We start from the raw sequence: 26,424 nt of genomic DNA on the forward strand, positions 1-26,424 counted from the left end.
CGGAAATACAGGGTTACTTCAGACCTTCCCTAGGGATTCATAAGCAAAAACGCTGTTGTTACTCGTATCGACAATGGGTTGGAACGCCATCGTGAAGTCGAAACCGATGTGTGAATTATCCCGGCAGCTGCGGCAACCATGGGGCCTTTGAGGTTCGACAGGTATGCGTTGTATAGACATCTTGGGAGCCTCACAGGTAGGGGAACGGGGGTAGGGCTCCATGCCGGCATCTTGGAGAGCTCAAAAGCGCTTCTCAGTGTCGGCAGTATTGCGCCAATACCTATACAAAAGGAAGCCAAGTGTATAGATATTTTCACATTTTATGGGGGTGATTATGACAAACAAGGCAGTGAAAATGCCGCTTATAGCTTTTTTTGTTGTACTTCAGTCGGTTGTTGTACAAATCGGCCCGACTGATGCCTGGTGACCCAAGGCGCTTTGCATAACCGCTGGCGAGTCGGCAGCAAAGCGCCGTCGTTGATCAGGCGAGGCGATTCTTCTCTCAAGCATCAATGTCTTGGTCTTCCCAGCCACGTGGGTTTTCTTCCACCAGCTTGGTCGAGTTCTCGCGTTATGGGCGGTAATGGGGTGTCTGGTCCATTGCCATGAGCATCCTCCTTCAATCCACTGGGCGGCATGTGGACATGCAGTTGGTGGCGCCGCTGCTGCGCCAGTTTGTTCAGAGGTCTCATGATGGGCCTCCCTCTATAGGCGGTTTATTGGTGAGCCAGAGGGCTTGATCACCAGTAAATCCCTAATTGCATGACGTCTGCCCCGAGGCTGACCAGTGGACGTGGCCCTGATGGGCGGAGCCGGTCACACCGACGACCGTTGCGCTTTCCTGCCGATCTCTGATTTAGAAACCGTGCTGCTTGGCGACAGCGTTCTTCAATCATCTCAGCGCGACCATGCACCGTTTTTCCTTAGCTCAGGCGGCAGGGCGCTCTGACAACCTTCCCGCCCATCCAGCATGGATGGAAAGCCAGTAGCGACCTCCGCCGGGCCGTAGTACGGTCCGCCTTCAACAGACCACCCGGTTCGTTGCGTTCACGCCCATGGACCGGGGCGCTCATGACCTGGAGGGTCGAATGGAAGTCGCTCGAAAGATCAATCAAACAGAATTGGATGCTGCCCTGGTAGCGTTTGCCCGCTACAAGATTGGAGAGATAAAGATCTTCGATCTAGAGCAGGCCATGAGCTTCGAAGCGGGTGAAGCGCTTTCCAAGAGCGGGCTGGTCAGGTTCTCCATTACCAAGATGGTGTCCGGTCGTTATCGCATCAGCGATGAAGGGGAGCATGCGATTACAGAGGTTGGCCGGGAGCGGCTGCAGGCGATCCGAGGGTAACGCGGTCGTCGGGCGGTCGCCGGGCAACCCAATACGGTGTGCCGCCAGATGCGACACGTTGGCCCCACGACAATATTAGGTACCTACACAGTGATCCGTGGGACCGAACGTGGTTGAAGCCACTCGTCTAACGCGGGGCACTCTATGCGCACCGATCATTCTCAGTTTTAGGCACAGGCTTCCTGTGCGCCAACGGGAGAATGACCATGGCAATCGAAAGCAACGATCCAGACGTGACACGTCCACCTGTTTCCAACAGCGTTCCCGACTCGGGAGAAGGCCATGGATCGGGTTTGGAGAAGGCCAAATCTGAGCCCAAGCAAGAGGTGGGCGAAGCATGGTCGGATAACCGGCCTGAAGATTGGAATCCTCCCCCTGGCGACCCTGGGACTGGCCAAGGTGTTGGGGCTGCGCAGGATGACGACACGGCGAAAGTCGACGAAAAGCAGAGCGGCGCCGCGCCGCGAAGCAGCGATTCAATACCGCTGGCGGCGGACGACGATGCTCCGGTAGAGCAAGAGATGAAGGATGTGGACGCTAACAATGCGGTGTCCAGTGAGCATCCGAAGCCATAGCCTAAGCGGCTCCTGATTTTTCAAGCGAGTGTCCGGCGGACTTGGAATGCGAATTGCTCCTTCTCGAACACACCTTGCCGTGGGGGCTGCGCGATGCTTCGGGAGGAGATCTATTTCACTGTCGTGGTGGTCTCGATCGTACTGGCCATCGACCTAATGGCTCTGTACGTCTATTTCAAGCGCAGACCGTAGGGACTGTTCGTTCAATGAACCTGGGTATCCCATTACCCAGGTCCGGGGAAAGATCCAAACCATCGGCCGTCAAAAGGTGGGGCAGTCATCACACAGGCCTGGCAGTAACTTAGCGCGTCACTATACCTTTGGTGAAAATCGCCCGGCGCTCCAGTCGATCAATCACCTGATGCTTGGCAACTCCATAGGTCTGGTCAAATGCCTTGCGGTCCACGTGTGGAAAGTACTTCTCAAGGCATTGCGCTACGAGGTCGTCAAAAGCCGATTCTGTGATGTAGCGATAGATATGGCGCAGATACAGGAAGCCAAACTGAAAGCCCAGGGTTTCACTGAAGTATGCAGTCGGTGTGAAGAAGCCGTTTTCCAGATCGATCGCCTGGGCGGGCCCAGAGCCGTGCAAGGGCAGCATGACGTTAGCCGCCCATAGGTCCATGTGGGAGATGCCGTGGCTGTGTAATTCATGCAACAGCTCGGCGGTGGCCTCGATGACGGTGCGAACGGCTTGTGGGTTGGCCCGGATGAGCGCCATGCCATCGATATGGTTGGCCAGGGATCGGCTGATGATGAAAAAGTCCTTCATCAGGCCCAGCTTGCAACGACTGAAGCCGTAGCCAATCAAAGGCGGAACCCGGGCGCCGCGACGGGATGCCTCGCGGGTGTTGATCAGCTCTTCCAGCGGCCAGTCGTACATGCCATTGCGTTTGGCCGTGAAACGTTCCATGCGCCACTTTTTCTTGAGCGAATCAAGCGGCTCGCGCTTGAAGAACAACGCGCTATCGGTGCATTCGAGCGGGGCGCTCATCCGTTTGGCGCCAGAGGGTTGCTCAATCAGGCGTATCAGCGCTTGTCGAGTGGATGACGGGACGGGTGATCGAAAATACAGCGTCGTGCGCTGATGTTTCACGCTGTGGCAGAACTCGTTGAAACAAAACTGAGCATTGCGTAACACGCTTCTTCCTTGATGGTGTCAATAGGCTATCAATTTTCGATTTTCACATTTCTTTCACATTTTTCCTATCCCTGGAACACCTTGGTTTTACCTGTCTAGCCACAACCCAGCCAGGCCATGGATAATCCGGCCGTTCAACGACAAGGTGTTGTATCCGTGGAAACGAAAAGCTTGATGGCCGAAGTGTTCTTCAGCCTGCCAACGCATATCTGGGTTCTGCCAGTGGCGGCTGTTATCGCCTATTTCGGATTGAAAATGGCCGAGGCTTCCACTGAGCGAACGAATGCGCTTCGGCTCGCCACCTATGCAGCCCTGGTGCTGCTGGCAGTGGTCCCCAACGGCATTCATGCCGTCGCTGCTCCTCCTTTGCAAACCACTGGCGGAGCATTGCTACCCAACTATGCAGGGCTGTTCTATCTCGATGCCTTTTTCGTGTTCGCCGGCTGGGCCATCAGTGGCGTGATTCGCACCCGGACGTGAGCCGTGACAAGTGCGATACTGGCTCTTGACGGGTGGCTCACAACGCGGCGCGAACCTTTTCGAGCCGTTGGAGGTCCAGACCCAGGAAGCCGTCAAATCCATTACATAAGGCTTCGTATTGCCCTGTCGTGCACCGCTGGAAGACAAAGCCATGCCTGAAAGAGAAAAGCGCTACCGTGCCTACCACCTTTTGAGAGAACTCGATTCCTTGACCTCCTCGACCATGAACCAGATCGCCTATGGTCGTGTGGGCGGCGCCGAGTGGAAAGGGATGTGCCAGGCGCACCGCAAAGCCTTCGAGGATTGGATGGCGTTCGCCGAATCGTTGCTCGAACCGGGCAGCGACAAAACCCCGGACTCTTCCTGACCTTCACGGCAGGTGCAGCACCGGTTGTCCGATTCTCACCCTTGACCAGTCGCACGTGGTTGCGTGCTGGCAACCATCCGCTATGGTGCCACTACCAACACACATAAGACTAAAGTCGTAGGAGGCGGCATGAGAATTCGCGGTGACGTGTTCTGGTCTTGGGCAGACCCCACTCTTCATCATCGAACGCATGACGAAACGCTCGACAGCGGTTCGTGTATTGACGTGCAGGTTCGATTGTCACGAACCGGTGCGACGCAAATGTTCATCGGCCTTTACGCACCGTCCGGCATGGCCTTGCATGAGGAGGCGTTCGACTCGCGTCCAGGCGAATCGATGACCCGTGCGCTGGCCTGGGGTGTCGGACGCGCCAGGAGGGTGGCAAGCGACCCGGCATTGCAGTCCGGTGGGCGCGCCAGCAAGCCCGCAGTCGTAGCGGTCTGCGGGGGGCGTTGAGTGGTCCTAGCGCATTGGGAGCGTCACCGTTTTAGGGCAGACGGTGACGTCCCGTCACGCATGTCAGTACAACAGCACATTCACCGTGGCGATCACGGTGACCAGAAACAGCACGCCCGCCGCTATTTGTAGCAGCGTCCCCACCACGCGACCGATCCAGGCACTGAGCGTGCCTTCAATGGCCGGACCGGGCGGCACGTGCGATTCACCGCTTGGCAGGGTGCCCAGACGCTCGGTGCGTCCGGTAAGCCTGCTACCGATCTTGCTCATCAGCAACGCCAGGATGAATGCGACCACGCAACCGGTCAGGCCATGGCTTTGGATGGTCTGGTAGAGGCTTAGTAGCAGAAACCAGCATTGACGCAGAAACTCAGCCATGGCGGCCACGTCTGTCGGCATACGGTGGGTTTCGGTTTGCCTTGGGCCAGGGCGCCTTTCTGCCGATGACCCTGCAACAACAAACGCGATGTTTAACCCAGAATAGCTATTACTTTGGTATGTGCCAGTTTTCAGGCAGCGGCCATCGGGGTTTGTAATTGTCTGATGTCATTACAGATAACCGCGTAACCCGTCCAGCGGTAATTCCAAGGCAAGAAAGCTGATGCACCAAGCAGCCTCGAAGGGTAGAGTGCCTTGCACCGGTTTTTTCAAGCGAGCAGCTCCGATGTCCTGCGCCTTTACCTTCATACAGTCTCCCGTTGGGACCCTCACGCTGGTCGCCCGAGGCGATTGCCTGGCTGCGGTGTTGTGGGAGCAGGAGCGGGAAAACCGTGTGCGTCTGGGCGCGCTGCACCGGGACGATGGACATCCGACGCTACGGGAGACAGCTCGGCAGTTAGGCGAGTACTTTGCCGGCAGCCGTCAGGGTTTCGAGCTGCCGCTTGATTTTGTCGGCACGGACTTCCAGCGCCAGGTCTGGGCCGCTCTGCTGACCATCCCCTTCGGGCAGACCCGCAGCTACAGCGATATTGCCCGGCAGATCGGCAACCCAAGCGCCGTGCGGGCAGTGGGAGCGGCCAACGGGCGCAACCCGATTTCGATCATCGCTCCGTGCCACCGGGTGATCGGCGCATCTGGCGGTCTGACCGGCTTCGCCGGTGGGCTGCAGGCCAAACAGTACCTGTTGGCCCTGGAAGGACGAAAGAGCCTCGCGCTGGATCTTTGAGCCCGTTCAACTCACCCAGAGGACGATCAGGCAACCAATCACCGCTGCCGCCGTCCCGACCATCAGGCTGTACTGCCGATGAGCACGCCGGGCGTAGGGTTGTGTTTCTCGCAGGAACTCGCCAGGTGTAGGGGCGTCCGGTCGGTGGCGTAGTCCTTCGGCCATCTCGGCCACTCGGCCATGAATCAACAGACCGACCAGATAATGAGTGCAGGCGTAGCAGGCCAGCGCCGTGGCTAAGTACTTCATGCCGCCAGCGCGCCCAAGGTTATGGCTTGGGCAGTCATCGACGTGGTGTCCAGCAGCACCAGTCCCTGGGCGTGCTCATCCAATGCTGCCAAGAGATTCCCTTGGCAGTCCCAGGCCGCGGTATGGCCGGCGCCGACGAAGGTATCGGCCGGCCCTACACAGTTGGCGAGCAACACCGGCATGCCCAGACGCCGGGCAACGTCTGGGTAATGCCGAAAGCCTTCGTCTATGCCCTTGGTTGTCTTGGCCACGCTGACCATATAGATGTCTGCCCCTGCCGAACGAGCCTGCTCGGCATGCTCGATGAACATCGATTCGTAGCAGATGGCCGGTGCGATGCGCTGGTTGCCCACCGTGAACACCAACGGATGCTCGCCAGCGATGAAGAATGGCAGCTCATCATTGTGCAGGCGTTGTTTGGCATAGAAGTGGGGCGGGGCGCCAGGGCGCAGGATGGGCATGCCAATGCAAATCCCGGTGGGAGCCAGCAACGGTAGACCGACGGCCACCGCGATGTCATGGCGGTCACAGAGCGCTTGCAGCGAATCGAGCAGGGAGGTGTCCGATGGTTGCGCCAATTGTTGGGCCAGGGTGGGTTCATAGCCGCTCAAGGACAGCTCGGGGAATACCACCAGCTCCGCCCCGCGTGCGACTGCCTGCTCGACGCAGTAGCGGTGACGGTCCAGGTTGCCCGGCAGGTCGCCCTTGCCGGAGGCCAGTTGTACAGCACACAGTTTCATGGCGATTCCATCCATGGAGAAAGCGGGAAGGCTGAGAATACTATCGGCCAGCCCGCCCAGGCCACCCCGCGCTGAAGTGATTCAGGAGGCCGGGTGCGGGGCGAAGCGCTGACGGAACCAGTCGGTGAGCATGGCTTTTTCCGCATACAGGCGATCGCTGCTGCTGGCCTGGTGGCCGGGGCGGCTGAGGTACATCTTGTCGCTGACGCGCTCCTGGGCGTGTTGTTCCGGTTGCCCGGGCTGGACGAGGGTGTAGCTCAGGTCGATGCTGGGCCAAGTGATCTCGCGCATGAAGCGCACATCGTAGGCCCGGCTGTGCCACGGCTCGAAGCGCCCTGCCAGGTCGATGTCGCGCACATCGATGCGCAGTTGCTGCCCAGGTTGCAGATAGCGCTGGCCGAGCCTGTGCAGATGCTCGGTGAGGGCCTTCATGACATACGCATCCGCGCCCCGTTCGTAGCCGTGGCTATCGAGGCTCGCATCCCGGAACTGCTCGGGATGATCGAAATGCACGTCCACCTGCGCGGTTGGTGCGCCTTGTGCCATGCTGTTGGAGGCCAGCAGCATCAAGACATAGGAGAGGGTGGTACGCATGATGCACCTCCACGGGCACAGACGGATCGCCCCTCCATTTTACGCCTGCCGCTGGGACAGCAGCAGAGGGTGGAAACAATGAGCCGTTTTCGGCGGGTGACTGCAAATACCCGTGGCCGCGATCTGGCCGTGGGCGACATCCATGGCCATTTCGACCGCTTGCAGCGATGCCTGGACGAGGTGGGTTTCGATCCTGAAGTGGATCGACTGTTCAGCGTGGGCGATCTGGTGGACCGGGGGCCGGCCAGCGAGCAGGCGCTGGACTGGCTGGCGCAACCCTGGTTCCACGCGGTACAGGGCAACCACGAGGCGCTCGCCATCGCCCACCTGCGCGGTGGCAGAGTCGATCTGGAGATGTACCGCTCTGCAGGCGGGGGCTGGTTTCTCGACCTTCCTCGTGCCGAACAACAACGCTACGTCGAAGGCTTCGCGCAGATGCCATTGGCGATCGAGGTGCAGACGTCGCTTGGACTGATCGGCCTCTTGCATGCCGATAGCCCATTTCCCGAATGGTCGACGCTCAAGGCTTTTCTAGAGGCTATGGACGATCCTGAAGTCCGAGAAGTCTGCCAATGGTCGCGTCGACGCCTGCGTGAGGGCGACACCGAGCCGGTCGGTGGCTTGCGCGCCTTGCTGGTCGGCCATACCCCAGTGCTGCGGGTCAAGCAGTTGGGCAACGTCTGGCACCTGGACACCGGCGGCTGGGCCAGCGGCTTTTTCAGTGTGGTGGACCTCAGGACGCTGAGCGTGATCAACCCCAGGCCAGGCGCATGAGCACCGCGCTGGCCAGCAGGATCAACAGCACACCCGAAGCACGCTCCAGCCACGGCAAGACCTGGGCGAAGCGCCGCAGCACCCGTCGATTGCCGATGGCCACCGCCACCAGCAGGTCCCAGCCCAGCACGATCGTGAACATCCACACACCATAGGCGAGCTTCCAGCCTGCACTGCTGGCGGCGAGCATGCTTGCCAGGCTTGCATAGAACAGGGCGTTCTTCGGGTTGAGGATGCCCGAGGTGAAGCCCATTCCCAGGTTTTGTACCCAACCATGGCCAACACCGACCTCGGCCGATTGCAGGTTGCTGCGTCCGGCATGGCGCAGGAACAGCCCGCCGATGTAAAGCAAGTAGGCACACCCGGCCAGTTGCAAGGCGATGAACAGCGCGCTGTCCTCCTGCAGAACGGAGACGCCGGTAAAGGCTGTGGCGATGAACACGCCATTGGCCAGGGCGATCCCCAGGCAAGCACCGCTCGCGGTACGCCAGCCGGCGGTGGCCGAGGCGCGAGCGACGAGGAAGAAATCGGGGCCCGGGGAGAGCAGGGCCAGGAAATGGGCAGCGGCGACGACGAGAAATTGCTCCATGGGTAGGCTTCTGTGGCAAGGAAAGCCGCAGTCTGTCGTCTCAAGCTTTGGGCGGTATTGAAGATAATTGCGCGGCGTGTGCTCCAGAGCGCGGAGCGGGTGGGCGGGTTTACCCGCGCGCTCCGGCGCCGTGTCGATATTGTCCAGGGGTCATACCCGCGTGCGCCTTGAACACCCGCTGGAAATGGCTCTGGTCGGCAAAGCCCAGGCGATAAGCAACCTGTGCAAGGTCCTGGCCTTGACCGAGCAACCCCCGCGCCCGGTTGACCCGCTCATTGAGCAGGTAGGCGTGTGGTGTGAGCCCCGTCGCGGCCCGGAACGCCCGGATCAGTTGGTAACGACCCAATCCAACGCGCCCGGCCAGATGCTCCAGGCTGATTTCTGCCAGCTCGCACGTCTGCAGCATGGCAATCAGCTCGCGCAGGGCGGGGGCGCTCAAGGCAGGGGGCGGGGCAGCATCCAGCGTCGCATGCGCAGCAAAGTCGTGGTCACCGATGAAGGCCACCAACGCGGCTTCCTTCTGCGATGTATCCGCGTCGGAAAACAACAATGCATTGAGCTGGCAGAACTGCCGATACACCTCAGCCGAACGCGTGATACGCGCAGGCGCTCCAGGCTCGGCAGCGCCAACGCCTGACTCCAGTCGCAGGCGTCCCAGCCACTGCGCATCCACATGCACCATCTGATAGCTCCAGGCCTGGCCTGACTCGGGATTGCAGGCATGCACCCGCTGCGCCGGGACCAGTACCAAGGTGCCGGGCGTCAGGCGCGTCTGGCCGTCGCCCGCGCCGGTGAACCAGCTGAGGCCGGCATCTACCGCACCGATGGAGAACGTCGGATGGCTATGGGCCTTGTAGCAGGCGCGGCTATGGCAGGCGCGCCGGCTTTCCACGAAGGGCAGGGCCGGGTCGCGCCAGATTTCGCTGTTCGAGAGGGTCATGCAGGGCCTGCTTCGCCGAGTGCCGGAGCACGCAGTCTAAACTGCTGGCCACTGTTCCGGCCATTCACTGCGCCACTGTACTTGACGCAATGCACACCCGGCGCGAGGCTGCCGAGGTCCTGAAGGAGAAGAAAAATGGACCTGTCGAGCTTGCTGCTGTTCATCCCCGCCTGTTTCGCCCTGAACATGGCGCCGGGCCCCAACAACCTGTTGTCGCTGCACAACGCCAGCCGCTATGGCCTGCGCACCGCCTGCATGGCCGGCATCGGCCGGTTGCTCGCCTTCAGCGGCATGATCGCCCTGGCTGCCATGGGCCTGGCGGTGGTGTTGCACACCAGCGAATACCTGTTCCTGATCATCAAGGTGCTGGGCGCAGCGTACCTGTTCTACATCGCCTGGCAGCTGTGGCGGGCGCCGGTGGGTGAGGCGGTCGTGGCGAGTGACCATCCACGTGGTACCTGGCGCCTGGCCCGTCAGGAGTTCTGGGTGGCAGCGGGCAACCCGAAAGCCATCCTGATCTTCACCGCATTCCTGCCGCAGTTCGTCTCGGTGGGCAGTGCCATGCCGGTCGCCGAGCAATTCCTCTGGTTGGGCGTGATGTTCCTGCTGCTGGAATGGGCGGCGATCGCCATCTATGCGGGCCTTGGGGCGTACATGCAGCGCTGGTTCGAGCGCCCAGGGCCGCGCCGAGTGTTCAACCGGGTCAGTGCGTCGTTGTTGGGGTGTGCGGGGTTGGGGCTTTTGGCGGCGCGGCGCTGAGGTCAGTCGCGATAGAACGTCTGCACCAAGTGATACCCAAACTTGGTTTTGATCGGCCCATGCACCACGCGCAGGGCCTTCTTGAAGATCACCTGGTCGATGGCGCCCACCAACTGACCTGGGCGGACTTCGCCCAGGTCGCCCCCGCGTTTGCCCGAGGGGCAGGTGGAGAATTTCTTGGCCAGCACGTCGAAGGCTTCGCCCTTGGCGATCCGTTGCTTGAGCTGTTCGGCTTCGGCAGCGGTCTTGACCAGGATGTGGCGGGCTTGGGCTTTCATGGGACACCTGTGCTTCGGGCAAAAAAGGGCGCCATTATGCCTGATCGCGCAGCTCTGCGCGGTCTCGGAATTGCGCCAGGGCTTCGGGGTTGGCCAGGGCGTCGGTGTTCTTCACCGGCAGGCCATGGACCACGTTGCGGATCGCCAGCTCCACTAGCTTGCCGCTGATGGTGCGCGGGATGTCGGTGACCTGAACGATCACGGCCGGAACATGACGGGGCGTGGTGTATTGACGGATCACCTGGCGAATGTGCTGGCGTAGGGCATCGTCCAGTTGCAGCCCCTCGCGCAGGCGCACGAACAGGACTACGCGCACGTCGTTGTGCCAGTCCTGGCCGATGGCGACGCTTTCGACCACTTCCTCGACCTTTTCCACCTGGCGGTAGATTTCCGCCGTGCCGATGCGCACACCGCCGGGGTTGAGCACAGCGTCCGAACGGCCATGAATGATCATGCCGCCCTCAGCGTTCTGCTCGGCGTAATCGCCCTGGGCCCAGACGCCGGGGTACTGACTGAAGTAGGCATCGTGGTAGCGGCTGCCGTCGTTGTCACCCCAGAAGCCCACTGGCATGGACGGGAAGTTGCGAGTACAGACCAGCTCGCCTTTCTCGCCGATCACGGGCTGGCCGTGCTCGTTCCACACCTCCACAGCCATGCCCAGGCCCTTGCACTGGATCTCGCCACGGCGTACCGGCAGCACGGGGTTGCCGAGCACGAAGCACGAGACGATGTCGGTGCCGCCAGACATCGAAGCCAGGCACAGGTCGGGTTTGATCTTGCGGTAAACGTAGTCGTAGCTGTGGGGCGAGAGCGGTGAGCCGGTGGACATGATCAGGCGCAGGCTGTTCAGGCGATGGCTTTTGGCAGGGTCGAGGCCTTCCTGTTCCAGGGCGGCCAGGTATTTGGCGCTGGTGCCGAAGGCGTGGATGCGTTCGGCGTCGATCAGGTCGAGCAGACGCTGTGGGCCTGGGTGGAAGGGCGAGCCATCGTACAGCACCAGGGTGGCGCCGACCGCCAGGCCGCTGGCCAGCCAGTTCCACATCATCCACCCGCAAGTGGTGTAGTAGAACAAGACGTCGTCGGCCTTGAGGTCGTTGTGCAGGCCGTGCTCCTTCAGGTGTTGCAGCAATACGCCGCCGGTGCGGTGGACGATGCACTTGGGCACGCCGGTGGTGCCACTGGAGTAGAGGATGTACAGCGGGTGGTCGAACGGCAGGGCGGTAAAGCGCGGTTCACCACCGGGTTGGTAGAAGTCGCCCCACAGGCTGACGCGCGGGGCAACGAACTCTTCGCGGCGGGTGTGCGAGCGGGTGTAGGGCACCACCAGCAGGTGTTCGAGCTGAGGCAGTTGGGCGGTGACCTGGTTGATCTTTTCGACTTGGTCGATGGTCTTGCCGGCGTACTGGTAGCCGGCGCAGGCGATCAGAAGCTTTGGGGCGATCTGACCGAAGCGGTCGATGATGCCGTGAAGGCCGAACTCGGGTGACGAACTGGACCAGATCGCGCCGAGGCTGGTGCAGGCGAGCATGGCGACCAAGGTTTCCCAGGTGTTGGGCATCACCGAAGCGACCCGGTCGCCGGCCTGGATGCCCAGGGCCTGCAGGGCTTTCTGCATGCCAGCCACATGGGCCGCCAATTGTGCGTGGCTCAGCACCTGGCGCTGGCCGTCCTCGCGTACGGCGACCACGGCGGGGCGGTCATCGCGCCGCATCAGCAGGTGTTCGGCGTAGTTCAAGGTGGCACCGGGGAACCAGTGCGCATCAGGCATCTGTGGACCTTCGCTGAGGGTCTGGGCGGGTGGGGTGTGCCACTGGACATGGAAATAGTCGGCAAGGGTCTGCCAGAAGGCCGGGCGTTGCTCGATGCTCCATCGGTGCAGCGCGGCGTAGTCATTGAGCTGGAGGTTGTAGCGCAGGTTTACCTGGCGGCGGAAGGCGTCCATCCGGCTGGCCTGGATCTGCGCCGTGGAGGGGCGCCAGAGCACATCATTCATGCCGAAACCTCCCACTTTCGATGGAATCCAGAGCCCTGTAGGAACGGGCGAACCTGCTCCTACAGGGTTGCGCTAGCTAAAGTGATGATGCGCAGCCCGGGTGGCTTTTACTCCACTTTAGCCTTTTGTACGTCTGGCGATGCGGACCAGACGCGATAACGCACTTCGATGTCCTTGGGTACATACAGCACGACCGGCAGCTTGCTGTTGTAACGCAGCATGAAGCCTTCACCGACCACCGGCACGAAGGCCTCGGTCTTCTTGCCGTCCGGGCAGGCCATCAGGGTGCTGGCGGGGCCGCCGACCTTTTCCAGCCGGTAGTAGCTGTAGCCCCAGCCTTCGAGGTTGTGTTCCTCGAGGCTGCCGGCCAGGCGCTGGCGGTTGCAGTCGACGGTAAGGGTCTTGCCGGCGAGGATTTCCAGCTGATAGGCCGACTCGTCGGCCTGGGCCGGCAGGTGGATGACCTGCCGGGTGAAGCCTTTTTCCGCCCCAGGGTAGGGTGCGACGTCCTTGAGCCCGGCAGCCATCACAGGCGCGGCGGCGGCCAGGGTCAGGGAAAGAATCGCGGTCAGTGGGAATGGGCGCATAGGGCCTCCTTGCAATTGAAAACGAATGCAAGACCGCGCCAGATCCCGGCTGCCCCTCACTGGGCCAGCCAACCGCCATCGACGTTCCAGGCGGCGCCACGGACCTGGCTACCGGCCTCGCTGCACAGGAACAATACCAGCTCTCCCAAGTGCTGGGGCGTTACAAATGCCACGGAAGGCTGCTTTTCGGCCAAAAGATCGTGTTGCGCTTGCTGAGGGTCGACACCGGCTGCGGCGCGGTCGTCGATCTGTTTCTGCACCAGAGGGGTCAGTACCCAGCCGGGGCAGATGGCGTTGCAGGTCACGTTGCTGGTGGCCGTTTCCAGGCCCACGACTTTGGTCAGGCCAACCACACCGTGCTTGGCAGCCACGTAGGCGGCCTTGCCGATGGACCCCACAAGGCCGTGTACCGAGGCGATGTTGACGATCCGCCCCCAGCCCCGCGCACGCATGCCCGGCAAGGCCAGGCGGGTGCCGTGGAAGACAGCCGAAAGGTTCAGCGCGATGATCTTGTCCCAGGTCTGCACGGGGAACTGCTCCACCGGCGCCACGTGCTGGATGCCCGCGTTGTTGACCAGGATGTCCACGCCACCGAACTCGCGCTCGGCCAGGGCGAACAGCGCCTCGATCTGGGCCACGTCGGACAGGTCCGCAGGGTGGTGGATCACCTTGACCCCGTGGCGGGCGATTTCGGCGAGTGCCGGGGCCGGGTCGCCGAAGCCATTGAGCAGGATGTTCGCCCCAGCGCCGGCCAGCACCTGGGCGATACCCAGGCCAATGCCGCTGGTGGAGCCGGTGACCAGTGCTGTCTTGCCTTTGAGCGTCATGCAGTTCTCCTTAGACGATGCCGGTGGCGTAGAAGGTGGCGATGACCACGAAAACCGCCAGGGTCTTGATCAGGGTAATACCGAAAATGTCCTTGTAGGCCTCGCGGTGGGTCAGCCCGGTGACCGCCAGCAAGGTGATCACCGCGCCGTTGTGCGGCAGGGTATCCATGCCGCCGCTGGCCATGGCGGCCACACGGTGCAGGACCTCCAGCGGGATGTTCGCGGCGTGGGCTGCGGCGATGAAGCTTTCGCTCATGGCCGCCAGGGCGATGCTCATGCCTCCGGAGGCGGAGCCGGTGATGCCGGCGAGCAAGGTGACGGTCACAGCCTCATTGACCAGCGGATTGGGGATGGCGCGCAGGGCATCGGCCAATACCAGAAAGCCCGGTAGCGAGGCGATCACCGCGCCGAAGCCATACTCCGAGGCGGTATTCATGGCCGCCAACAGCGCACCGCTGACGGCGCTCTTGGTGCCCTCGGCCAAGCGTTGGCGGATGGCGCCGAAGGCGCATACCAGCACCATCAGGATGCCCACCAGCAAGGCCGCCTGCACTGCCCAGATCGCGGTGAGCTTGGCCACATCGCTTTGCACCGGCGCACTCATGCCTGGCAGCTGCAACGTATGCGTGGCGCCATACCAGTGAGGAATCCAGTGGGTGAACACCAGGTTCATCACGCCCACCATCACCAAAGGCGACAACGCCAGCCAAGGGTTGGGCAGGGCCAGGTCGTCGGCGGTTTCCGGTTCGTTGCGCAGGTCATTGCCATAGCCTTCGCCGGCGCGCTGTGCCTTGTTGCGCTGGCGGCGCAGGTAAAGCATGCCGACGCTGAACACGAACAGTGTGCCGATCAGCCCCAGCCAGGGCGCGGCCCAGGCCGTGGTGTTGAAAAAGGTGCTGGGAATGATGTTCTGGATCTGCGGGGTGCCGGGCAGGGCGTCCATGGTGAAAGAGAACGCGCCTAAGGCGATGGTCGCCGGAATCAGGCGTTTGGGAATGTTGCTCTGACGGAACATCTCGGCCGCGAACGGGTACACCGCGAACACCACCACGAACAACGACACGCCGCCGTAGGTGAGCAGCGCGCACACCAGAACGATCACCAGCATGGCCTGGCGTGTGCCCAGTAAGCCAATGGCGGCGGCGACGATCGAGCGCGAGAAGCCGGAGAGCTCGATCAGCTTGCCGAACACAGCACCGAGCAAGAACACCGGGAAGTACAACTTGATGAAGCCGACCATCTTCTCCATGAACACGCCCGTGAAGGTCGGGGCCACAGCCGCAGGGTCGGTGAGCAGGACGGCGCCGAGGGCGGCGATGGGGGCGAAGAGGATGACGCTGTAGCCGCGATAGGCGGCCAACATCAATAGGGCCAGGGCAGCGAGGGCGATGAGCACAGTCATCGAGGGTGTCTCCAAGTCGTTGTTTTTATGGTTGACCGAGGAGATAGCGGGATTCGTGCCAGATTTGTAACGTATTGATTTGTAAGGGTTTTAGCGAATTATTGCCTGCAGGTGTCTCAGTATCGAGACGGTTGGGGCTGCTGCGCAGCCTATCGCAGGCTTTTCCAACGCCCACAACAGGTGGCGCTTCGTCTCTCTCTGCAGGCACTGGCGAAGCCTGCAATGGACCGCAAAAACGGTCCTACAACAATGTCTCTAGTTGGAGACCTTGGTCTCTTTACAGAGACTGAACCCCCAAGGCGATCATCTTCTTGTACAGCGTAGACCGCCCCAACCCCAGCGCCTTCGCGGCCTGCGGCACATTCCCGGCGCAACTGGCCAGGGCATCGGCGATCAATTTGCGCTCGAATGCCTCGCACGCCTCCCGATACCCCTGAGGTACTGCACCCGTCGGCGCGACGGGGCTCAACGGCCCTAGCGCCGAGCGCACATCGTCCACCCCCAGGCGCGGCTGATCCGCCAGCAGCGTCGCACGCTCCAGCACATTGCGCAGTTCACGGATATTGCCGGGCCAGGCGTGGCGTGCCAGCAATGCCTGGGCGTCGGGCTCGAGCTCGTACTGAGTGCCAAGCTCGGCCAGGATTGCCTCGCACAGCGCCGGCAGATCGTCCAGGCGCTCGCGCAGGGGCGGCACTTCGATGGGCAGCACGTTGAGCCGGTAATACAAGTCGGCACGGAATGCGCCGCTGGCCATGGCCGCCTGCAGATCGATGGAGGTGGCGGCAATGATGCGTACGTCGCTGCGCAGCATCTGGTTTGAGCCGACCGGTTCGTATTCCTTCTCCTGCAACACCCGCAGCAGCTTGCTTTGCAGGGCCAATGGCATATCGCCGATCTCGTCGAGAAACAGCGTACCGCCCTCGGCCAATTGCAGCTTGCCGCTGCGCCCCTTGCGGTCGGCCCCGGTAAAGGCGCCAGGAGCGGTGCCGAAGAATTCGGCCTCCAGCAGCGTTTCGGGAATGGCCGCGCTGTTGATGCTGACGAACGCCTTGTGCGCCCGGGCCGAGGCAGCATGGATGGCGTGGGCCAGCAGCTCCTTGCCGGTGCCGGTTTCGCCCAGTAGCAATACCGGGGAATCGCTGCCTGCACCACGGCGCGCCCTGCGCTTGGCCTCCAGGCTCGCGGCGCTGGTGCCGACGAACTGGGCGAAGCTGTATTTGGCCTGGCGTGCGCGCAGTTGCGAGCGGGTCGAGGCCAGTTCCTGCTGCATGCTCGCGTAGCGCTTGAGCAGCGGGGAGAGGCTGCGCAGTTCATCGAACAGGGCAAAGCCGATGGCGCCGATCAGCTCGTCGCGATCGTCATGGATGGGCAGGCGCATCACCACCAGCGGCTCGTTGGGTGTGTCGAGCATGTCCAGCAGGATCGGCCGGCCATTGCTCACCACATCACGCATCAGGCTGCCCGGGATCACCGCCTCGCAGGGCTGGCCAATGGCGCTGGCCGCATCGGGCAGGCCGAAACGCCGGGCGTAGCGCTCGTTCATCCAGACGATCCGTGCCTGGCGATCGACGATCACCGTGCCTTCGCTGGACTGCTCGATGATCTCGAACAGCGAGCGGATCGCCAGTTGCCGAACCTGGGGATAGTCCTTGAGGCTGTCGCTTTCTTGCATGGGCTGGGCCTTTGAAATGCAGTGGCGGTGATTATGACGACTGTCGGCCAGACTGGCGAAGACCCATCGACCGCTAGGCCCGTGGATCGAACGCCTCACGCAGCGCATCGCCAATGAACACCAGCAACGATAGGATCAACGCCAGGGCAAAGAATGCGGTAAAGCCCAGCCATGGCGCCTCCAGATGCTGCTTGCCCTGGGTCACCAGCTCCCCCAGCGAAGCGCTGCCCGCCGGCATGCCGAAGCCGAGAAAATCCAGGGCGGTGAGGGTGGTGATAGCCCCGGTGAGCATGAACGGCACGTAGGTGAGCGTGGCCGTCATCGCGTTGGGCAGAATATGCCTGAGCATCACTTGCCCGTCCGACAGCCCCAGGGCACGCGCGGCCTTGACGTACTCCAGGTTGCGCCCGCGCAGGAATTCGGCGCGTACCACATCCACCAAGGTCAGCCAGGAAAACAGCGCCATGATCCCCAGGAGCCACCAGAAGTCCGGCTCGACAAAGCCACTGAGGATGATCAACAGGTACAGCACCGGCAAACCCGACCAGACCTCCAGCAAACGCTGGCCCAACAAATCCACCCAGCCACCGTAGTACCCCTGCACGGCCCCAGCGGCAATGCCGATCAGTACGCTGAGCACGGTCAAGGCGAAGGCGAACAACAGCGATACCCGTGTGCCGTACAGCACCCTGGCGAGCACATCGCGCCCTTGATCGTCGGTGCCGAGCCAGTTGCTGGTGCTGGGCGGGCTGGGGGTAGGCACCTGCAGGTCGTAGTTGGGCGTGTCGGCACTGAAAGGGATCGGCGCGAACAGCATCCAGCCGCCCTGGCCTGCGATCAACTGGCGTACGTAAGCGCTGCGGTAATCGGGCTGGAACGGCAACTGGCCACCGAACTGTTGCTCGGTGTAACGCTTGAGTGCCGGCGTGTACAGCTCGCCTTTGTAGACGAGCAGCAGCGGTTTGTCGTTGGCCACCAGTTCCGCGCCCAGGCTGAGCACCAGGATAGCGGCGAACAGCCACAGCGAGCACCAACCCAGGCGATTGCGCCGGAAACAGCGCCAACGACGAAGCGCGACGGGCGAGAACATCAGCGGCCCCTCGCGTCGAAGTCGATGCGCGGGTCGAGCACGGTATAGCTCAGGTCACCGATCAAGCGAATCAACAGCCCTGCCAGGGTGAAGATGAACAGGGTGCCGAACACCACCGGATAATCCCGCGAGACCGCGGCCTCATAGCTCAGTCGGCCCAGGCCATCGAGGGAGAAGATCACCTCGATCAGCAAGGAGCCGGCGAAGAACACCGTGATCAACGCCTGGGGCAGCCCGGCCAGCACCAGCAGCATGGCGTTGCGCAGTACATGCCCGTACAGCACCCGGCGCTCGCTCAGGCCCTTGGCCCGCGCGGTGATCACGTACTGGCGGGAGATCTCGTCGAGAAAGGCATTCTTGGTCAGCAAAGTGAGGGTGGCGAAGCCGCCGATCACCAACGCCCCGACCGGCAGCACCAAGTGCCAGAAATAGTCGGCGACCTTGCCCAGCAGGCTGAGCTGGTCGAAGTTCTCCGAGACCAGCCCGCGCACCGGGAACCAGTTCAGCGAGGTGCCCCCGGCGAACAGCACGATCAACAGCAAGGCGAACAGGAACGAGGGCAGGGCATAGCCGATGACGATCAACGCGCTGCTCCAGGCATCGAAGCGGCTACCGTGGCGCACGGCCTTGCGGATACCCAGCGGTATCGACACCAGGTAAGTGATCAAGGTGGCCCACAGGCCTAGCGAGATCGTCACTGGCAGTTTGTCGAGAATCAGGTCGGTGACCTTGGCGCCGCGGAAGAAGCTTTGGCCGAAGTCCAGCCGGGCGTATTGGCCCAGCATCAGCCACAGGCGCTCGGGGGCCGACTTGTCGAAGCCGTACTGGCGCTTGATCTCTTCGATGAGCTTGGGGTCCAGGCCGCGGCTTGCGCGGGACTCGCCATGCACAGTCTCGACCCGCGCCCCCGGCGTGCTGCCACCGATACCTTGCAGACGCGCCACGGCCTGTTCCACCGGCCCACCGGGGGCGGCCTGGACGATCACGAAGTTGACCAGCAGGATCGCCAGCAAAGTCGGAATGATCAGCAACAGGCGACGCAGGATATAGGCCGTCATGGGCTGGCCTTCTGGCGCTCGGCCATCTGTGCGTTGGTCAGCGGCGTCGGGCTGATCTCCCACCAAGTATCCAGGCCTTCATCGTAGGCCGGCTGGACCTTGGGCAGGCCGAAGCGGTTCCACCAGACGGTCGAACTGCCCGGTGGGTAGTAGTTGGGAATCCAGTAGTAGTTCCATTGCAGCACCCGGTCCAGAGCATGGGCGTGGCGCAGCATGTCGGGCTGGGTGTCGGCCCGCACGAGGCCGTCGAGCAGGGTATCGACGGCCGGGTCGCGCAGCACCATGAAATTGTTCGACCCGGGGTCTTCGGCCGAGGCCGAGCCGAAGTAGTTGTACAACTCGCTGCCCGGGGAGAGCGTGACCGGATAGCCGGTGACGATCATGTCGTAGTCGCGGGCCATCAGGCGGTTGACGTACTGGGCGGAGTCGACATTGCGGATGTTCAGGGTGATGCCGATCTGCGCCAGGTTGCGTTTCCAGGGCAGCAGCAGGCGTTCGAGCCCCGACTGGCCATTGAGAAAGGTGAAGCTCAGCGGCTCACCATTGGCGTTCACCAACCGATCACCGTCGGGGCGCCAGCCGGCGGCCTCGAGCAGGGCCAGGGCCTGCAGCTGTTGGGGGCGGATGATGCCCGAACCGTCGGTGACCGGCGCGGTATAGACCTGGCTGAAGACTTCATCGGGAATTTGGCCGCGCAACGGTTCGAGCAGTCTCAGTTCCTGGGCGTCGGGCAAGGCGCGGGCGGCCAGCGGGGTATTGGAGAACACGCTTTGCTGACGGATGTACAGGTTGCGCATCATCTGCCGGTTGCTCCATTCGAAGTCCCAGAGCATGGCCAATGCCTGGCGCACGCGCCGATCCTGGAACATCGGCTGCTTCAGGTTGAACACGAAGCCCTGGGCCGTCTGAGGCTTGGACGGGCCGAGGTGGGCGCGTTGCAGGCGCCCATCGTCCAGCGCGTCGCCCTTGTAGCCCAAGGTGAAGGCCGTGGCGGAGAACTCGCGGTTGTAGTCGAACCCGCCGCCGCGCAAGACCTGGCGGGCGACCTCGGTGTCGCCGAAGTACTCGATGCGGATGCTTTGGAAATTGTAGCGGCCTCGACTGGTCGGCAGGTTGGCGGCCCACCAGGTGGGGTCGCGCTCGAACGTGATGCTGCGGCCGTTGTCGATCCGGCCGATGCGGTAGGGCCCGCTGCCGACGGGGCTGTCGAAGCCAGCGCCGTTGGTGAAATCGCGGTGCTGCCAGTCGTGCTCGGGCAGCACCGGCAGGGTGGCGAGGTCCAGGGCCAAGGTGCGGCCATGGGGTTGTTTGAAATCGAAACGCACCTGCCGCGGACCCTCGATCGTGACCTGGGTGACCTCGGCGAACTGGGTGCGATAGCGCAGGCTGCCTTTTTTCATCAGCAGGTCGAAGGTAAAGCGCACGTCCTCGGCGCGCACCGGCTTGCCATCGGCGAACGTCGCGCGCGGATCGATCTCAACGCGCAGCCAGGCGTCCTGTGGACCACGCTCCATGCGCCGAGCAATCAAACCATAGACGGTGTAGGGCTCATCGAATGAGCGCTCCGCCAGGGGCGCATACAGCCAGCCATCGACTTCGCTGACGCCGATGCCTTTGTCGATGTACGGCAGGACATGGTCGAACTGCCCGATCTCCAGGGCTGAACGCCGCAGGCTGCCACCCTTGGGGGCATCGGGGTTGACGTAGTCGAAGTGGCGGAAGGATTCGGGATAACGCGGGGCCTCACCGTAGGCAGTGAGTGCATGAGTGGGGGCGGCGTGGGCTGCGAGTGCCGTGCACAGCAAGAGCAGACCCCACATGCACTGTAGGAGCAGGCTTGCCCGCGAAGGCGTCCGTGGTGGCAACCTGGTTGCCGACGGGACGACGTTCGCGGGCAAGCCCGCGCCCACAGAGGACATCACCGGGACCGCAGGCTCAGTCCTGACGGCTGGTCACTTCGAGCAGGTGGTAGCCGAACTGGGTCTTGACCGGGCCTTGCACGGTGTTGACCGGGGCGCTGAAGACGACGGTGTCGAATTCCTTGACCATCTGGCCTGGGCCGAAGGAGCCCAGGTCGCCGCCTTGGCGGCTGGATGGGCAGGTGGAGTTGGCCTTGGCGACTTCGGCGAAGTCGGCACCAGCTTCAATCTGTGCTTTGAGTTCGTTGCACTTCTCGAGGCTGCTGACCAGGATGTGGCGGGCGGTGGCACGGGCCATGGGGTACTACTCCTTGGGTGAAAAAAACAAGCCTAGCGCACTTGTTCGGCAAATGTCTCGCCAGGCTTGGTGTACCGGTCACAAACGCTCGGCCGCCCGGCGCAGCAGCGCCTCGGTGGCGTCCCAGCCCAGGCAGCCGTCGGTGATCGAAACGCCGTACTTGAGCGGGCCCTTGCCCAGCGCCTGGCAGCCATCGAACAGGTGGCCTTCGAGCATCATGCCGATGATCGCCCGATCACCTTGCAGGCGCTGCTCCAGCACCTCCTCGAATACCGCGGGCTGGCGGGCCGGGTCCTTGCCGCTGTTGGCGTGGCTGCAATCGACCAGGACACGCCCGGTCAGGCCGGCCTTGGACAGGCCCTGGCGTGCCTGGGCAATGCTCGTGGCATCGTAGTTCGGACCCTGGTGGCCGCCGCGCAGCACCAGGTGGGTGTCGGGGTTGCCCATGGTTTCGATGATCGCCGGGTAGCCCTGGGCATCCATGCCGAAGTGGCGGTGCGGGTGGGCGGCGCTGCGCATGGCGTCGCAGGCGATGCCGACGCCCCCGTCGGTGCCATTCTTGAAGCCCACGGGCAGTGCCAGGCCGCTGACCATTTCGCGGTGGATCTGCGATTCTGTGGTACGCGCGCCGATGGCGGCCCAGCTGAGCAGGTCGTCGAAGTAGCCGGCGGCCATCGGTTGCAGCAACTCGGTGGCGATCGGCAGGCCGCGCTCGATCATGTTCAGCATCAGCCCACGGGACAGCGCGATGCCGCCGTGCATGTCATCGCTGCCGTCCAGGTGCGGGTCGTAGGCCAGGCCTTTCCAGCCGACCGTGGTACGGGGTTTTTCGACGTAGGCGCGCATCACCAGCAGCAGCTTGTCATCGACTTCGCGGCTCAGGGCGGCCAGGCGGTCGGCGTATTCCAGGGCCGAACGTGGATCATGGATCGAGCATGGGCCGACGATCACCAGCAAGCGCGGGTCGAGGCCGTCGAGGATGGCGCGCACGGCTTGGCGATGTTGCTGTACTTGCTGGGCGAGGGCAGTGCTGAGCGGCATCTGTTGCTTGAGCAGGTGCGGGCTGGGCAGACGTTGGCTGACGGCGGTGTTGGCAGCCTGGGGTTGGGTCAGGGGCAGGGCGAGGTTCGACGATTGCATGGCGTTTTTCCCTGGGCGGACGGCGGGTTCAGGCCCGCGCGGTCGGCCCTATCGAGGTGTTCGACAGATATTCGGTTTATGACTGCGTGCAGCATTGCCACCAGTGGACGACCGAACGGAGGCGGCAGGCTGGCCCGAACGGGATTGGCTAAATCGCCAGGCGTAGGTGTCGGCGTAGTAATAAGCGATGGTGTTCATGTCTGTTTCCTCAATGTGAATCGGTGTTTTCTAGAAGCCTGAAACGCAAAACCCCCGGTCGGGGGGCCGACCGGGGGTTTGAGTATTCTCGTGTTCGGCGGCCCCTCGAAGGTGGGCGCCGTGTGGGTATCAGCGGCGCCTAGTGGCTAAACCAATACCCAAAATAAAAGCTGGCAACGGCCTGGCAGCCAGCAACGGCCAGCACTGGGCGCGCGGTGCGACCGGTGTGGTTGGCGTGGTTGCGGATGCTGTGGGTCATGTTGCTCTCCAATGAATGAGCCCGAGCTTACTGCACCTCAAACAGGATGTTCAATGACTAAATGCTATGGCTCCGATCATTTTTGCAGCCCATCCAAGGCTCGGTCAGCAAGCGGAGCTGGCGAAGCCTGCGATGGGCCGCATCCCTCGATGAATCTCAAAGGGCGTAATGCTTGAGCTCCCGTGCGATCAGCATCCGCTGGATCTCGCTCGACCCCTCGTAGATCTGCGTGATCCGCGCATCACGGTAGTAACGCTCAACTGGATAGTCCTCCAGATAGCCGTAGCCGCCATGCACCTGGATGGCCATGGAGCACACGCGCTCGGCCATTTCCGAGGCGAACAGCTTGGCCTGGGAGGCTTCGGACAGACACGGCTTGCCGGCACTGCGCAGGCGTGCGGCATGCAGGATCAACAGGCGCGTGGCGTTGATCTGCACCTGCATGTCCGCCAGCAGGTTGGCGATGCTCTGGTGTTCGTTGATCGGCTTGCCGAACTGAATGCGGTCGCGCGAATAGACCAGGGCCGCTTCGAATGCCGCCCGGGCGATACCCAGCGCCTGCGCTGCGATGCCGATGCGTCCGCCCTCGAGATTGGACAATGCGATGGCCAGGCCCTTGCCCCGTTCGCCCAGGATGTTGGCGGCGGGGATACGGCAATTGTCGAGGGTCACCGCGCAGGTATCGGAGGCACGGATCCCCATCTTGTGCTCGCTGCGGTCCACCTTGAAACCCGGGTTGTCGGTCGGCACCAGGAAGGCCGACAGGCCTTTCTTGCCAGCCTCAGGGTCGGTCACGGCAAAGACGATGGCCAGCCCTGCGCGGCGGGCATTGCTGACGAACTGCTTGGCGCCGTTGATGACCCAATGGCCCTCGACCAGCTCCGCGCGGGTGCGCAGGTTGTGGGCTTCGGAACCGGCCTGGGGCTCGGTGAGGCAGAAGCAGCCGATCACCTCGCCGCTGGCCAGGCGCGGCAGCCAGGCCTGTTGCTGTTCGGGCGAGCCATAGGCCAGCAGCGGGCCACAGCCAACCGAGTTGTGGATGCTCATCATCGCGCCGGTGGCGCCGTCACCAGCGGCGATTTCTTCCACGGCCAGGGCATAGGCCACGTAGTCGGTATAGCTACCACCGAAGTCTTCCGGCACGACCATGCCGAGCAGGCCCAGCTCGCCCATCTTGCGCACCACGGCATCGTCGATCCAGGCGGCCTTTTCCCAGGCCTGGGCATTGGGCGCGATTTCGCCACGGGCAAAATCCCGGGCCATGTCGCGGATCATGATCTGCTCTTCGCTCAGTTCCAGGTCTTGCATCTGTGTACTCCCCGGCTCACAGGCCTTCGAAGAATTGGTTCACCCGCTTGGGATCGAGCCCGGTGAGGGTCGGCGGGTTCCAGCGTGGCTGCTTGTCCTTGTCAATGATCAGGGCGCGCACGCCCTCGATGATGTCGCCGTACTCGAACCACTGACGGTCCAGGTGCAGCTCCATTGCAAAGCATTCCTCCAGGCTCAGGTGGCGGCCGCGACGCAGCATCTCCAATGTAACGGCCATGGCCAGGGGCGAGCGGCTTTCCAGCTGATCGGCGGTGGCCAAGGCCCATTGGTGGCTGTCGCCGATGCTCACGGTGCGCAGCTGCTCGAGCATGCTGGGCACGTCGGGCAGGGCGAAAAAATGGTCGATTACAGGGCGCAAACGGGCCAGTGGGGCATCGTCGAGTGTCTGGGTACCGAGCTTGGCCAGCAGGCCCTGGAGGTCCTTGAGGGGGTGGTCGCCGAATGTCAGTTTGTCCAGGCCAGCGTCCAGGGCGGCGATCTTGTCGCTCTCCAGGAACCAGTCGGCCAGGCCACAGTACAGCGCGTCGGCGGCCTGGATCTGTGCGCCGCTCACACCCAGGTAGGTGCCCAGCTCGCCGGGTACGCGCGAAAGGAAGTAACTGCCGCCGACATCGGGGAAATAACCGATGGCCACTTCCGGCATGCCCAGGCGGCTGCGCTCGGTGACGACGCGCATGTCGGCGCCTTGGGCCAGGCCCATGCCTCCGCCGAGGGTGAAGCCGTCCATCAGAACCAGCACCGGCTTGCGGTAGTGGTGGATGCACAGGTCGAGGGCATATTCCTCGACGAAGAAGTCTTGATACAGGCTGCTGCCGGCCTTGTAGCTGTCGTGCAGCGAGCGGATGTCGCCGCCGGCGCAGAAGCCCTTGGGCCCTTCGCCGCGCAGCACCACAGCATGGACCTGGGGATCGGCCGCCCATTGGTCCAGGTGATGCTGCAGGCTGCGCACCATGTCGAGGGTGAGGGCGTTGAGGCCGGCAGGGCGGTTGAGCGTCAGGTGGCCGATGTGATTGCGGATTTCGGCCAGGACATGGGCCTCGGAATGAGCGTGCGCGGTCATGATCGCGGTCTCCCTGCTTTGTTATTGATTTTCCAAGTGAAGTCTGGAAGTTGTGCTGGAGGATCGCAGGATCCTGTCATGCGAATATGCCATGCACAATTGGTAAATCTGCAGTGGGTTTCTGCATTTTTACCTGATGCGCTCCCTCCAGAGGCGTTTCTCCACAGCAAGCAGGGGCCGTCTCAGTCGCCGGTCGCCTGCTCCGAGGTGCTGCCTGTGGCTTCGGTTTGCGGCCGTGTGCGGCTGACCCACCAGCCGAACACGGCGGCGGTGAAGAACATGATCAGGCTATAGAGCGCTGCAGGCACGGCCATGGTCGGGTTGTTGAGCAGCGACGGGCTCAAGGCCAGCGCGATGGCCAGGGTACCGTTATGGATGCCGATTTCCATGCCGATCGCGATCGCCTGACGTCGGGGAATGTTCAGCAGACGTGGGACCCAGTAGCCCACGCCGAGGCTCAGCAGGTTGAACAGCAGCGCCGCGCCGCCGACCACCGGCGCGTACTGGACGACGGTCTGCCAGTCCTTGGCCAAGGCCAGCACGATGGTGAAGGCCAGAAACAGCGCTGCCAGCAGTTTCATGGGTTTTTCCATGCGGGCGGCGAATGCGGGCGCGGCGCGGCGGATCAGCATGCCCAAGGCGACCGGCAGCAGGACGATGGCGAACACCTGCATGACTTTGGCAAATTGCAGAGGGATGGCCTGGTCCGAGGCCATGAACCAGGCCAGCGACAGATTCACCAGCAGCGGCATGGTCAGGATGGCGATCAGCGAGTTGACCGCCGTGAGGGTGATGTTCAATGCCACATCGCCGTGGGCCAGATGACTGAACAGGTTGGCCGTGGTCCCGCCCGGGGAGGCAGCCAGCAGCATCAGGCCTACCGCCAGGGCCGACTCGAGGCCAAAACCATTGGCGATCAGAAAACACACCAGCGGCAGCAGCACGATCTGGCAGGCCAGGCCGATGATCACAGGTCTTGGGTATTTCACCACCCGGGTGAAATCGGCCAGGGTCAACGACAACCCCAGACCCAGCATGATGATCCCCAGGGCGATGGGCAGGATAGCGGTGAGCAATGGCGAGGCGGTCATGGCGGCATTCCTTTGGCAAGTTCAAAGGAGTCTAGCCGCAAGTTGGCG

The 26,424-nt window shown here is 62.7% G+C and carries 29 protein-coding genes; 8 read left to right on the plus strand and 21 right to left on the minus strand.

Features of this window, described 5'->3' with window-relative positions; all coding sequences use genetic code 11:
- Positions 1–1,088 precede the first annotated feature (1,088 nt).
- Both HMPREF3173_RS12390 and HMPREF3173_RS12395 read left to right on the plus strand, forming a co-directional pair.
- Entirely contained in the window at positions 1,089–1,346 is a 258-nt protein-coding gene (locus HMPREF3173_RS12390) for a hypothetical protein (RefSeq protein ID WP_070573428.1), read from the plus strand.
- Positions 1,347–1,552: 206 nt separating this feature from the next.
- Positions 1,553–1,921 (plus strand): hypothetical protein, encoded by a 369-nt coding sequence (locus tag HMPREF3173_RS12395; protein WP_070573430.1) that lies wholly within the window; start codon positions 1,553–1,555, stop codon positions 1,919–1,921.
- Positions 1,922–2,222: 301 nt separating this feature from the next.
- Here the strand turns inward: HMPREF3173_RS12395 and HMPREF3173_RS12400 are convergent, their stop codons facing one another.
- The gene (locus tag HMPREF3173_RS12400) at positions 2,223–3,062 is read right to left on the minus strand and encodes a lipopolysaccharide kinase InaA family protein (protein WP_070573432.1); all 840 of its coding nucleotides are present in this window, start codon (positions 3,060–3,062) and stop codon (positions 2,223–2,225) included.
- Between the two features lie 174 nt (positions 3,063–3,236).
- On the opposite strand from HMPREF3173_RS12400, the gene HMPREF3173_RS12405 reads away from it, so the two are divergent.
- The 3 genes from HMPREF3173_RS12405 (at position 3,237) to HMPREF3173_RS12415 (ending at position 4,365) form a co-directional block, all read left to right on the plus strand.
- Positions 3,237–3,542, plus strand: a complete 306-nt coding sequence (locus HMPREF3173_RS12405) for a hypothetical protein (RefSeq protein WP_371906671.1) — start codon at positions 3,237–3,239, stop codon at positions 3,540–3,542.
- 151 nt (positions 3,543–3,693) lie between these two features.
- Positions 3,694–3,909 carry a hypothetical protein gene (locus tag HMPREF3173_RS12410; protein WP_070573434.1) on the plus strand — a complete coding sequence of 72 codons (216 nt, stop codon included), beginning with the start codon at positions 3,694–3,696 and terminating at the stop codon, positions 3,907–3,909.
- A gap of 129 nt (positions 3,910–4,038) precedes the next feature.
- Entirely contained in the window at positions 4,039–4,365 is a 327-nt protein-coding gene (locus tag HMPREF3173_RS12415) for a hypothetical protein (RefSeq protein ID WP_052352471.1), read from the plus strand.
- Positions 4,366–4,428: 63 nt separating this feature from the next.
- Here the strand turns inward: HMPREF3173_RS12415 and HMPREF3173_RS12420 are convergent, their stop codons facing one another.
- Positions 4,429–4,743 carry a hypothetical protein gene (locus HMPREF3173_RS12420; RefSeq protein WP_139146849.1) on the minus strand — a complete coding sequence of 105 codons (315 nt, stop codon included), beginning with the start codon at positions 4,741–4,743 and terminating at the stop codon, positions 4,429–4,431.
- 286 nt (positions 4,744–5,029) lie between these two features.
- On the opposite strand from HMPREF3173_RS12420, the gene HMPREF3173_RS12425 reads away from it, so the two are divergent.
- Entirely contained in the window at positions 5,030–5,530 is a 501-nt protein-coding gene (locus HMPREF3173_RS12425) for a methylated-DNA--[protein]-cysteine S-methyltransferase (protein WP_070573853.1), read from the plus strand.
- A 6-nt stretch (positions 5,531–5,536) separates the two neighbouring features.
- Here the strand turns inward: HMPREF3173_RS12425 and HMPREF3173_RS23965 are convergent, their stop codons facing one another.
- The 3 genes from HMPREF3173_RS23965 to HMPREF3173_RS12435 all read right to left on the minus strand — a co-directional run bounded on the left by HMPREF3173_RS23965 (position 5,537) and on the right by HMPREF3173_RS12435 (position 7,113).
- Positions 5,537–5,779 (minus strand): hypothetical protein, encoded by a 243-nt coding sequence (locus tag HMPREF3173_RS23965; protein WP_083300027.1) that lies wholly within the window; start codon positions 5,777–5,779, stop codon positions 5,537–5,539.
- Positions 5,776–6,519: a carbon-nitrogen hydrolase family protein gene (locus HMPREF3173_RS12430; protein ID WP_070573438.1), complete on the minus strand. Its 744-nt coding sequence runs from the start codon at positions 6,517–6,519 to the stop codon at positions 5,776–5,778. The genes HMPREF3173_RS23965 and HMPREF3173_RS12430 overlap by 4 nt, the downstream gene beginning before the upstream one ends.
- A gap of 81 nt (positions 6,520–6,600) precedes the next feature.
- The gene (locus HMPREF3173_RS12435) at positions 6,601–7,113 is read right to left on the minus strand and encodes a DUF3016 domain-containing protein (RefSeq protein ID WP_070573440.1); all 513 of its coding nucleotides are present in this window, start codon (positions 7,111–7,113) and stop codon (positions 6,601–6,603) included.
- 78 nt (positions 7,114–7,191) lie between these two features.
- On the opposite strand from HMPREF3173_RS12435, the gene HMPREF3173_RS12440 reads away from it, so the two are divergent.
- Positions 7,192–7,887, plus strand: coding sequence for a metallophosphoesterase (locus HMPREF3173_RS12440; RefSeq protein WP_070573442.1), 696 nt, complete (start codon positions 7,192–7,194; stop codon positions 7,885–7,887).
- Here HMPREF3173_RS12440 and HMPREF3173_RS12445 read toward each other — a convergent pair.
- Positions 7,865–8,476: a LysE family translocator gene (locus HMPREF3173_RS12445; protein ID WP_070573444.1), complete on the minus strand. Its 612-nt coding sequence runs from the start codon at positions 8,474–8,476 to the stop codon at positions 7,865–7,867. The genes HMPREF3173_RS12440 and HMPREF3173_RS12445 overlap by 23 nt on opposite strands.
- A gap of 109 nt (positions 8,477–8,585) precedes the next feature.
- Complete coding sequence (locus HMPREF3173_RS12450) at positions 8,586–9,416, minus strand: AraC family transcriptional regulator (RefSeq protein WP_070573445.1); 831 nt, start codon at positions 9,414–9,416, stop codon at positions 8,586–8,588.
- Positions 9,417–9,551: 135 nt separating this feature from the next.
- Between HMPREF3173_RS12450 and HMPREF3173_RS12455 the strand changes: the two genes are divergently transcribed.
- Complete coding sequence (locus HMPREF3173_RS12455; RefSeq protein ID WP_043211899.1) at positions 9,552–10,175, plus strand: LysE family translocator; 624 nt, start codon at positions 9,552–9,554, stop codon at positions 10,173–10,175.
- Positions 10,176–10,177: 2 nt separating this feature from the next.
- On the opposite strand, the gene HMPREF3173_RS12460 is transcribed toward HMPREF3173_RS12455, so the two are convergent.
- From HMPREF3173_RS12460 to HMPREF3173_RS12525, 14 genes are all read right to left on the minus strand, one after another.
- Complete coding sequence (locus HMPREF3173_RS12460) at positions 10,178–10,453, minus strand: peptidylprolyl isomerase (RefSeq protein WP_043211902.1); 276 nt, start codon at positions 10,451–10,453, stop codon at positions 10,178–10,180.
- Between the two features lie 34 nt (positions 10,454–10,487).
- Positions 10,488–12,446 carry an acetoacetate--CoA ligase gene (locus HMPREF3173_RS12465; protein WP_070573447.1) on the minus strand — a complete coding sequence of 653 codons (1,959 nt, stop codon included), beginning with the start codon at positions 12,444–12,446 and terminating at the stop codon, positions 10,488–10,490.
- Between the two features lie 107 nt (positions 12,447–12,553).
- Entirely contained in the window at positions 12,554–13,033 is a 480-nt protein-coding gene (eco, locus tag HMPREF3173_RS12470) for a serine protease inhibitor ecotin (RefSeq protein WP_070573449.1), read from the minus strand.
- 56 nt (positions 13,034–13,089) lie between these two features.
- Positions 13,090–13,860: a 3-hydroxybutyrate dehydrogenase gene (hbdH, locus tag HMPREF3173_RS12475; RefSeq protein ID WP_070573451.1), complete on the minus strand. Its 771-nt coding sequence runs from the start codon at positions 13,858–13,860 to the stop codon at positions 13,090–13,092.
- 10 nt (positions 13,861–13,870) lie between these two features.
- A complete protein-coding gene (locus tag HMPREF3173_RS12480; protein WP_070573453.1) occupies positions 13,871–15,262 on the minus strand; it encodes a GntP family permease in 1,392 nt (463 codons plus the stop codon).
- A gap of 277 nt (positions 15,263–15,539) precedes the next feature.
- The gene (locus HMPREF3173_RS12485) at positions 15,540–16,934 is read right to left on the minus strand and encodes a sigma-54 interaction domain-containing protein (protein ID WP_070573455.1); all 1,395 of its coding nucleotides are present in this window, start codon (positions 16,932–16,934) and stop codon (positions 15,540–15,542) included.
- 73 nt (positions 16,935–17,007) lie between these two features.
- The gene (locus HMPREF3173_RS12490; RefSeq protein WP_043214529.1) at positions 17,008–18,024 is read right to left on the minus strand and encodes an ABC transporter permease; all 1,017 of its coding nucleotides are present in this window, start codon (positions 18,022–18,024) and stop codon (positions 17,008–17,010) included.
- A complete protein-coding gene (locus HMPREF3173_RS12495) occupies positions 18,024–19,082 on the minus strand; it encodes a microcin C ABC transporter permease YejB (protein WP_070573457.1) in 1,059 nt (352 codons plus the stop codon). Before HMPREF3173_RS12495 ends, HMPREF3173_RS12490 begins: the two co-directional genes overlap by 1 nt.
- Positions 19,079–21,001, minus strand: a complete 1,923-nt coding sequence (locus tag HMPREF3173_RS12500; protein ID WP_070573459.1) for an extracellular solute-binding protein — start codon at positions 20,999–21,001, stop codon at positions 19,079–19,081. The genes HMPREF3173_RS12495 and HMPREF3173_RS12500 overlap by 4 nt, the downstream gene beginning before the upstream one ends.
- A gap of 16 nt (positions 21,002–21,017) precedes the next feature.
- On the minus strand, positions 21,018–21,299 hold the full coding sequence (locus HMPREF3173_RS12505) for a peptidylprolyl isomerase (RefSeq protein WP_043214523.1): 282 nt from the start codon (positions 21,297–21,299) through the stop codon (positions 21,018–21,020).
- Between the two features lie 78 nt (positions 21,300–21,377).
- A complete protein-coding gene (locus HMPREF3173_RS12510) occupies positions 21,378–22,439 on the minus strand; it encodes a 3-deoxy-7-phosphoheptulonate synthase (RefSeq protein ID WP_070573461.1) in 1,062 nt (353 codons plus the stop codon).
- A 613-nt stretch (positions 22,440–23,052) separates the two neighbouring features.
- Positions 23,053–24,204 carry an acyl-CoA dehydrogenase family protein gene (locus HMPREF3173_RS12515; protein WP_070573464.1) on the minus strand — a complete coding sequence of 384 codons (1,152 nt, stop codon included), beginning with the start codon at positions 24,202–24,204 and terminating at the stop codon, positions 23,053–23,055.
- A gap of 16 nt (positions 24,205–24,220) precedes the next feature.
- On the minus strand, positions 24,221–25,285 hold the full coding sequence (locus HMPREF3173_RS12520) for an enoyl-CoA hydratase/isomerase family protein (protein WP_043214518.1): 1,065 nt from the start codon (positions 25,283–25,285) through the stop codon (positions 24,221–24,223).
- A gap of 182 nt (positions 25,286–25,467) precedes the next feature.
- Positions 25,468–26,376: a bile acid:sodium symporter family protein gene (locus HMPREF3173_RS12525; RefSeq protein WP_070573466.1), complete on the minus strand. Its 909-nt coding sequence runs from the start codon at positions 26,374–26,376 to the stop codon at positions 25,468–25,470.
- Between the last annotated feature and the right edge of the window lie 48 nt (positions 26,377–26,424).

Source organism: Pseudomonas sp. HMSC08G10 (assembly GCF_001808425.1).
GTDB lineage: Bacteria > Pseudomonadota > Gammaproteobacteria > Pseudomonadales > Pseudomonadaceae > Aquipseudomonas > Aquipseudomonas guariconensis.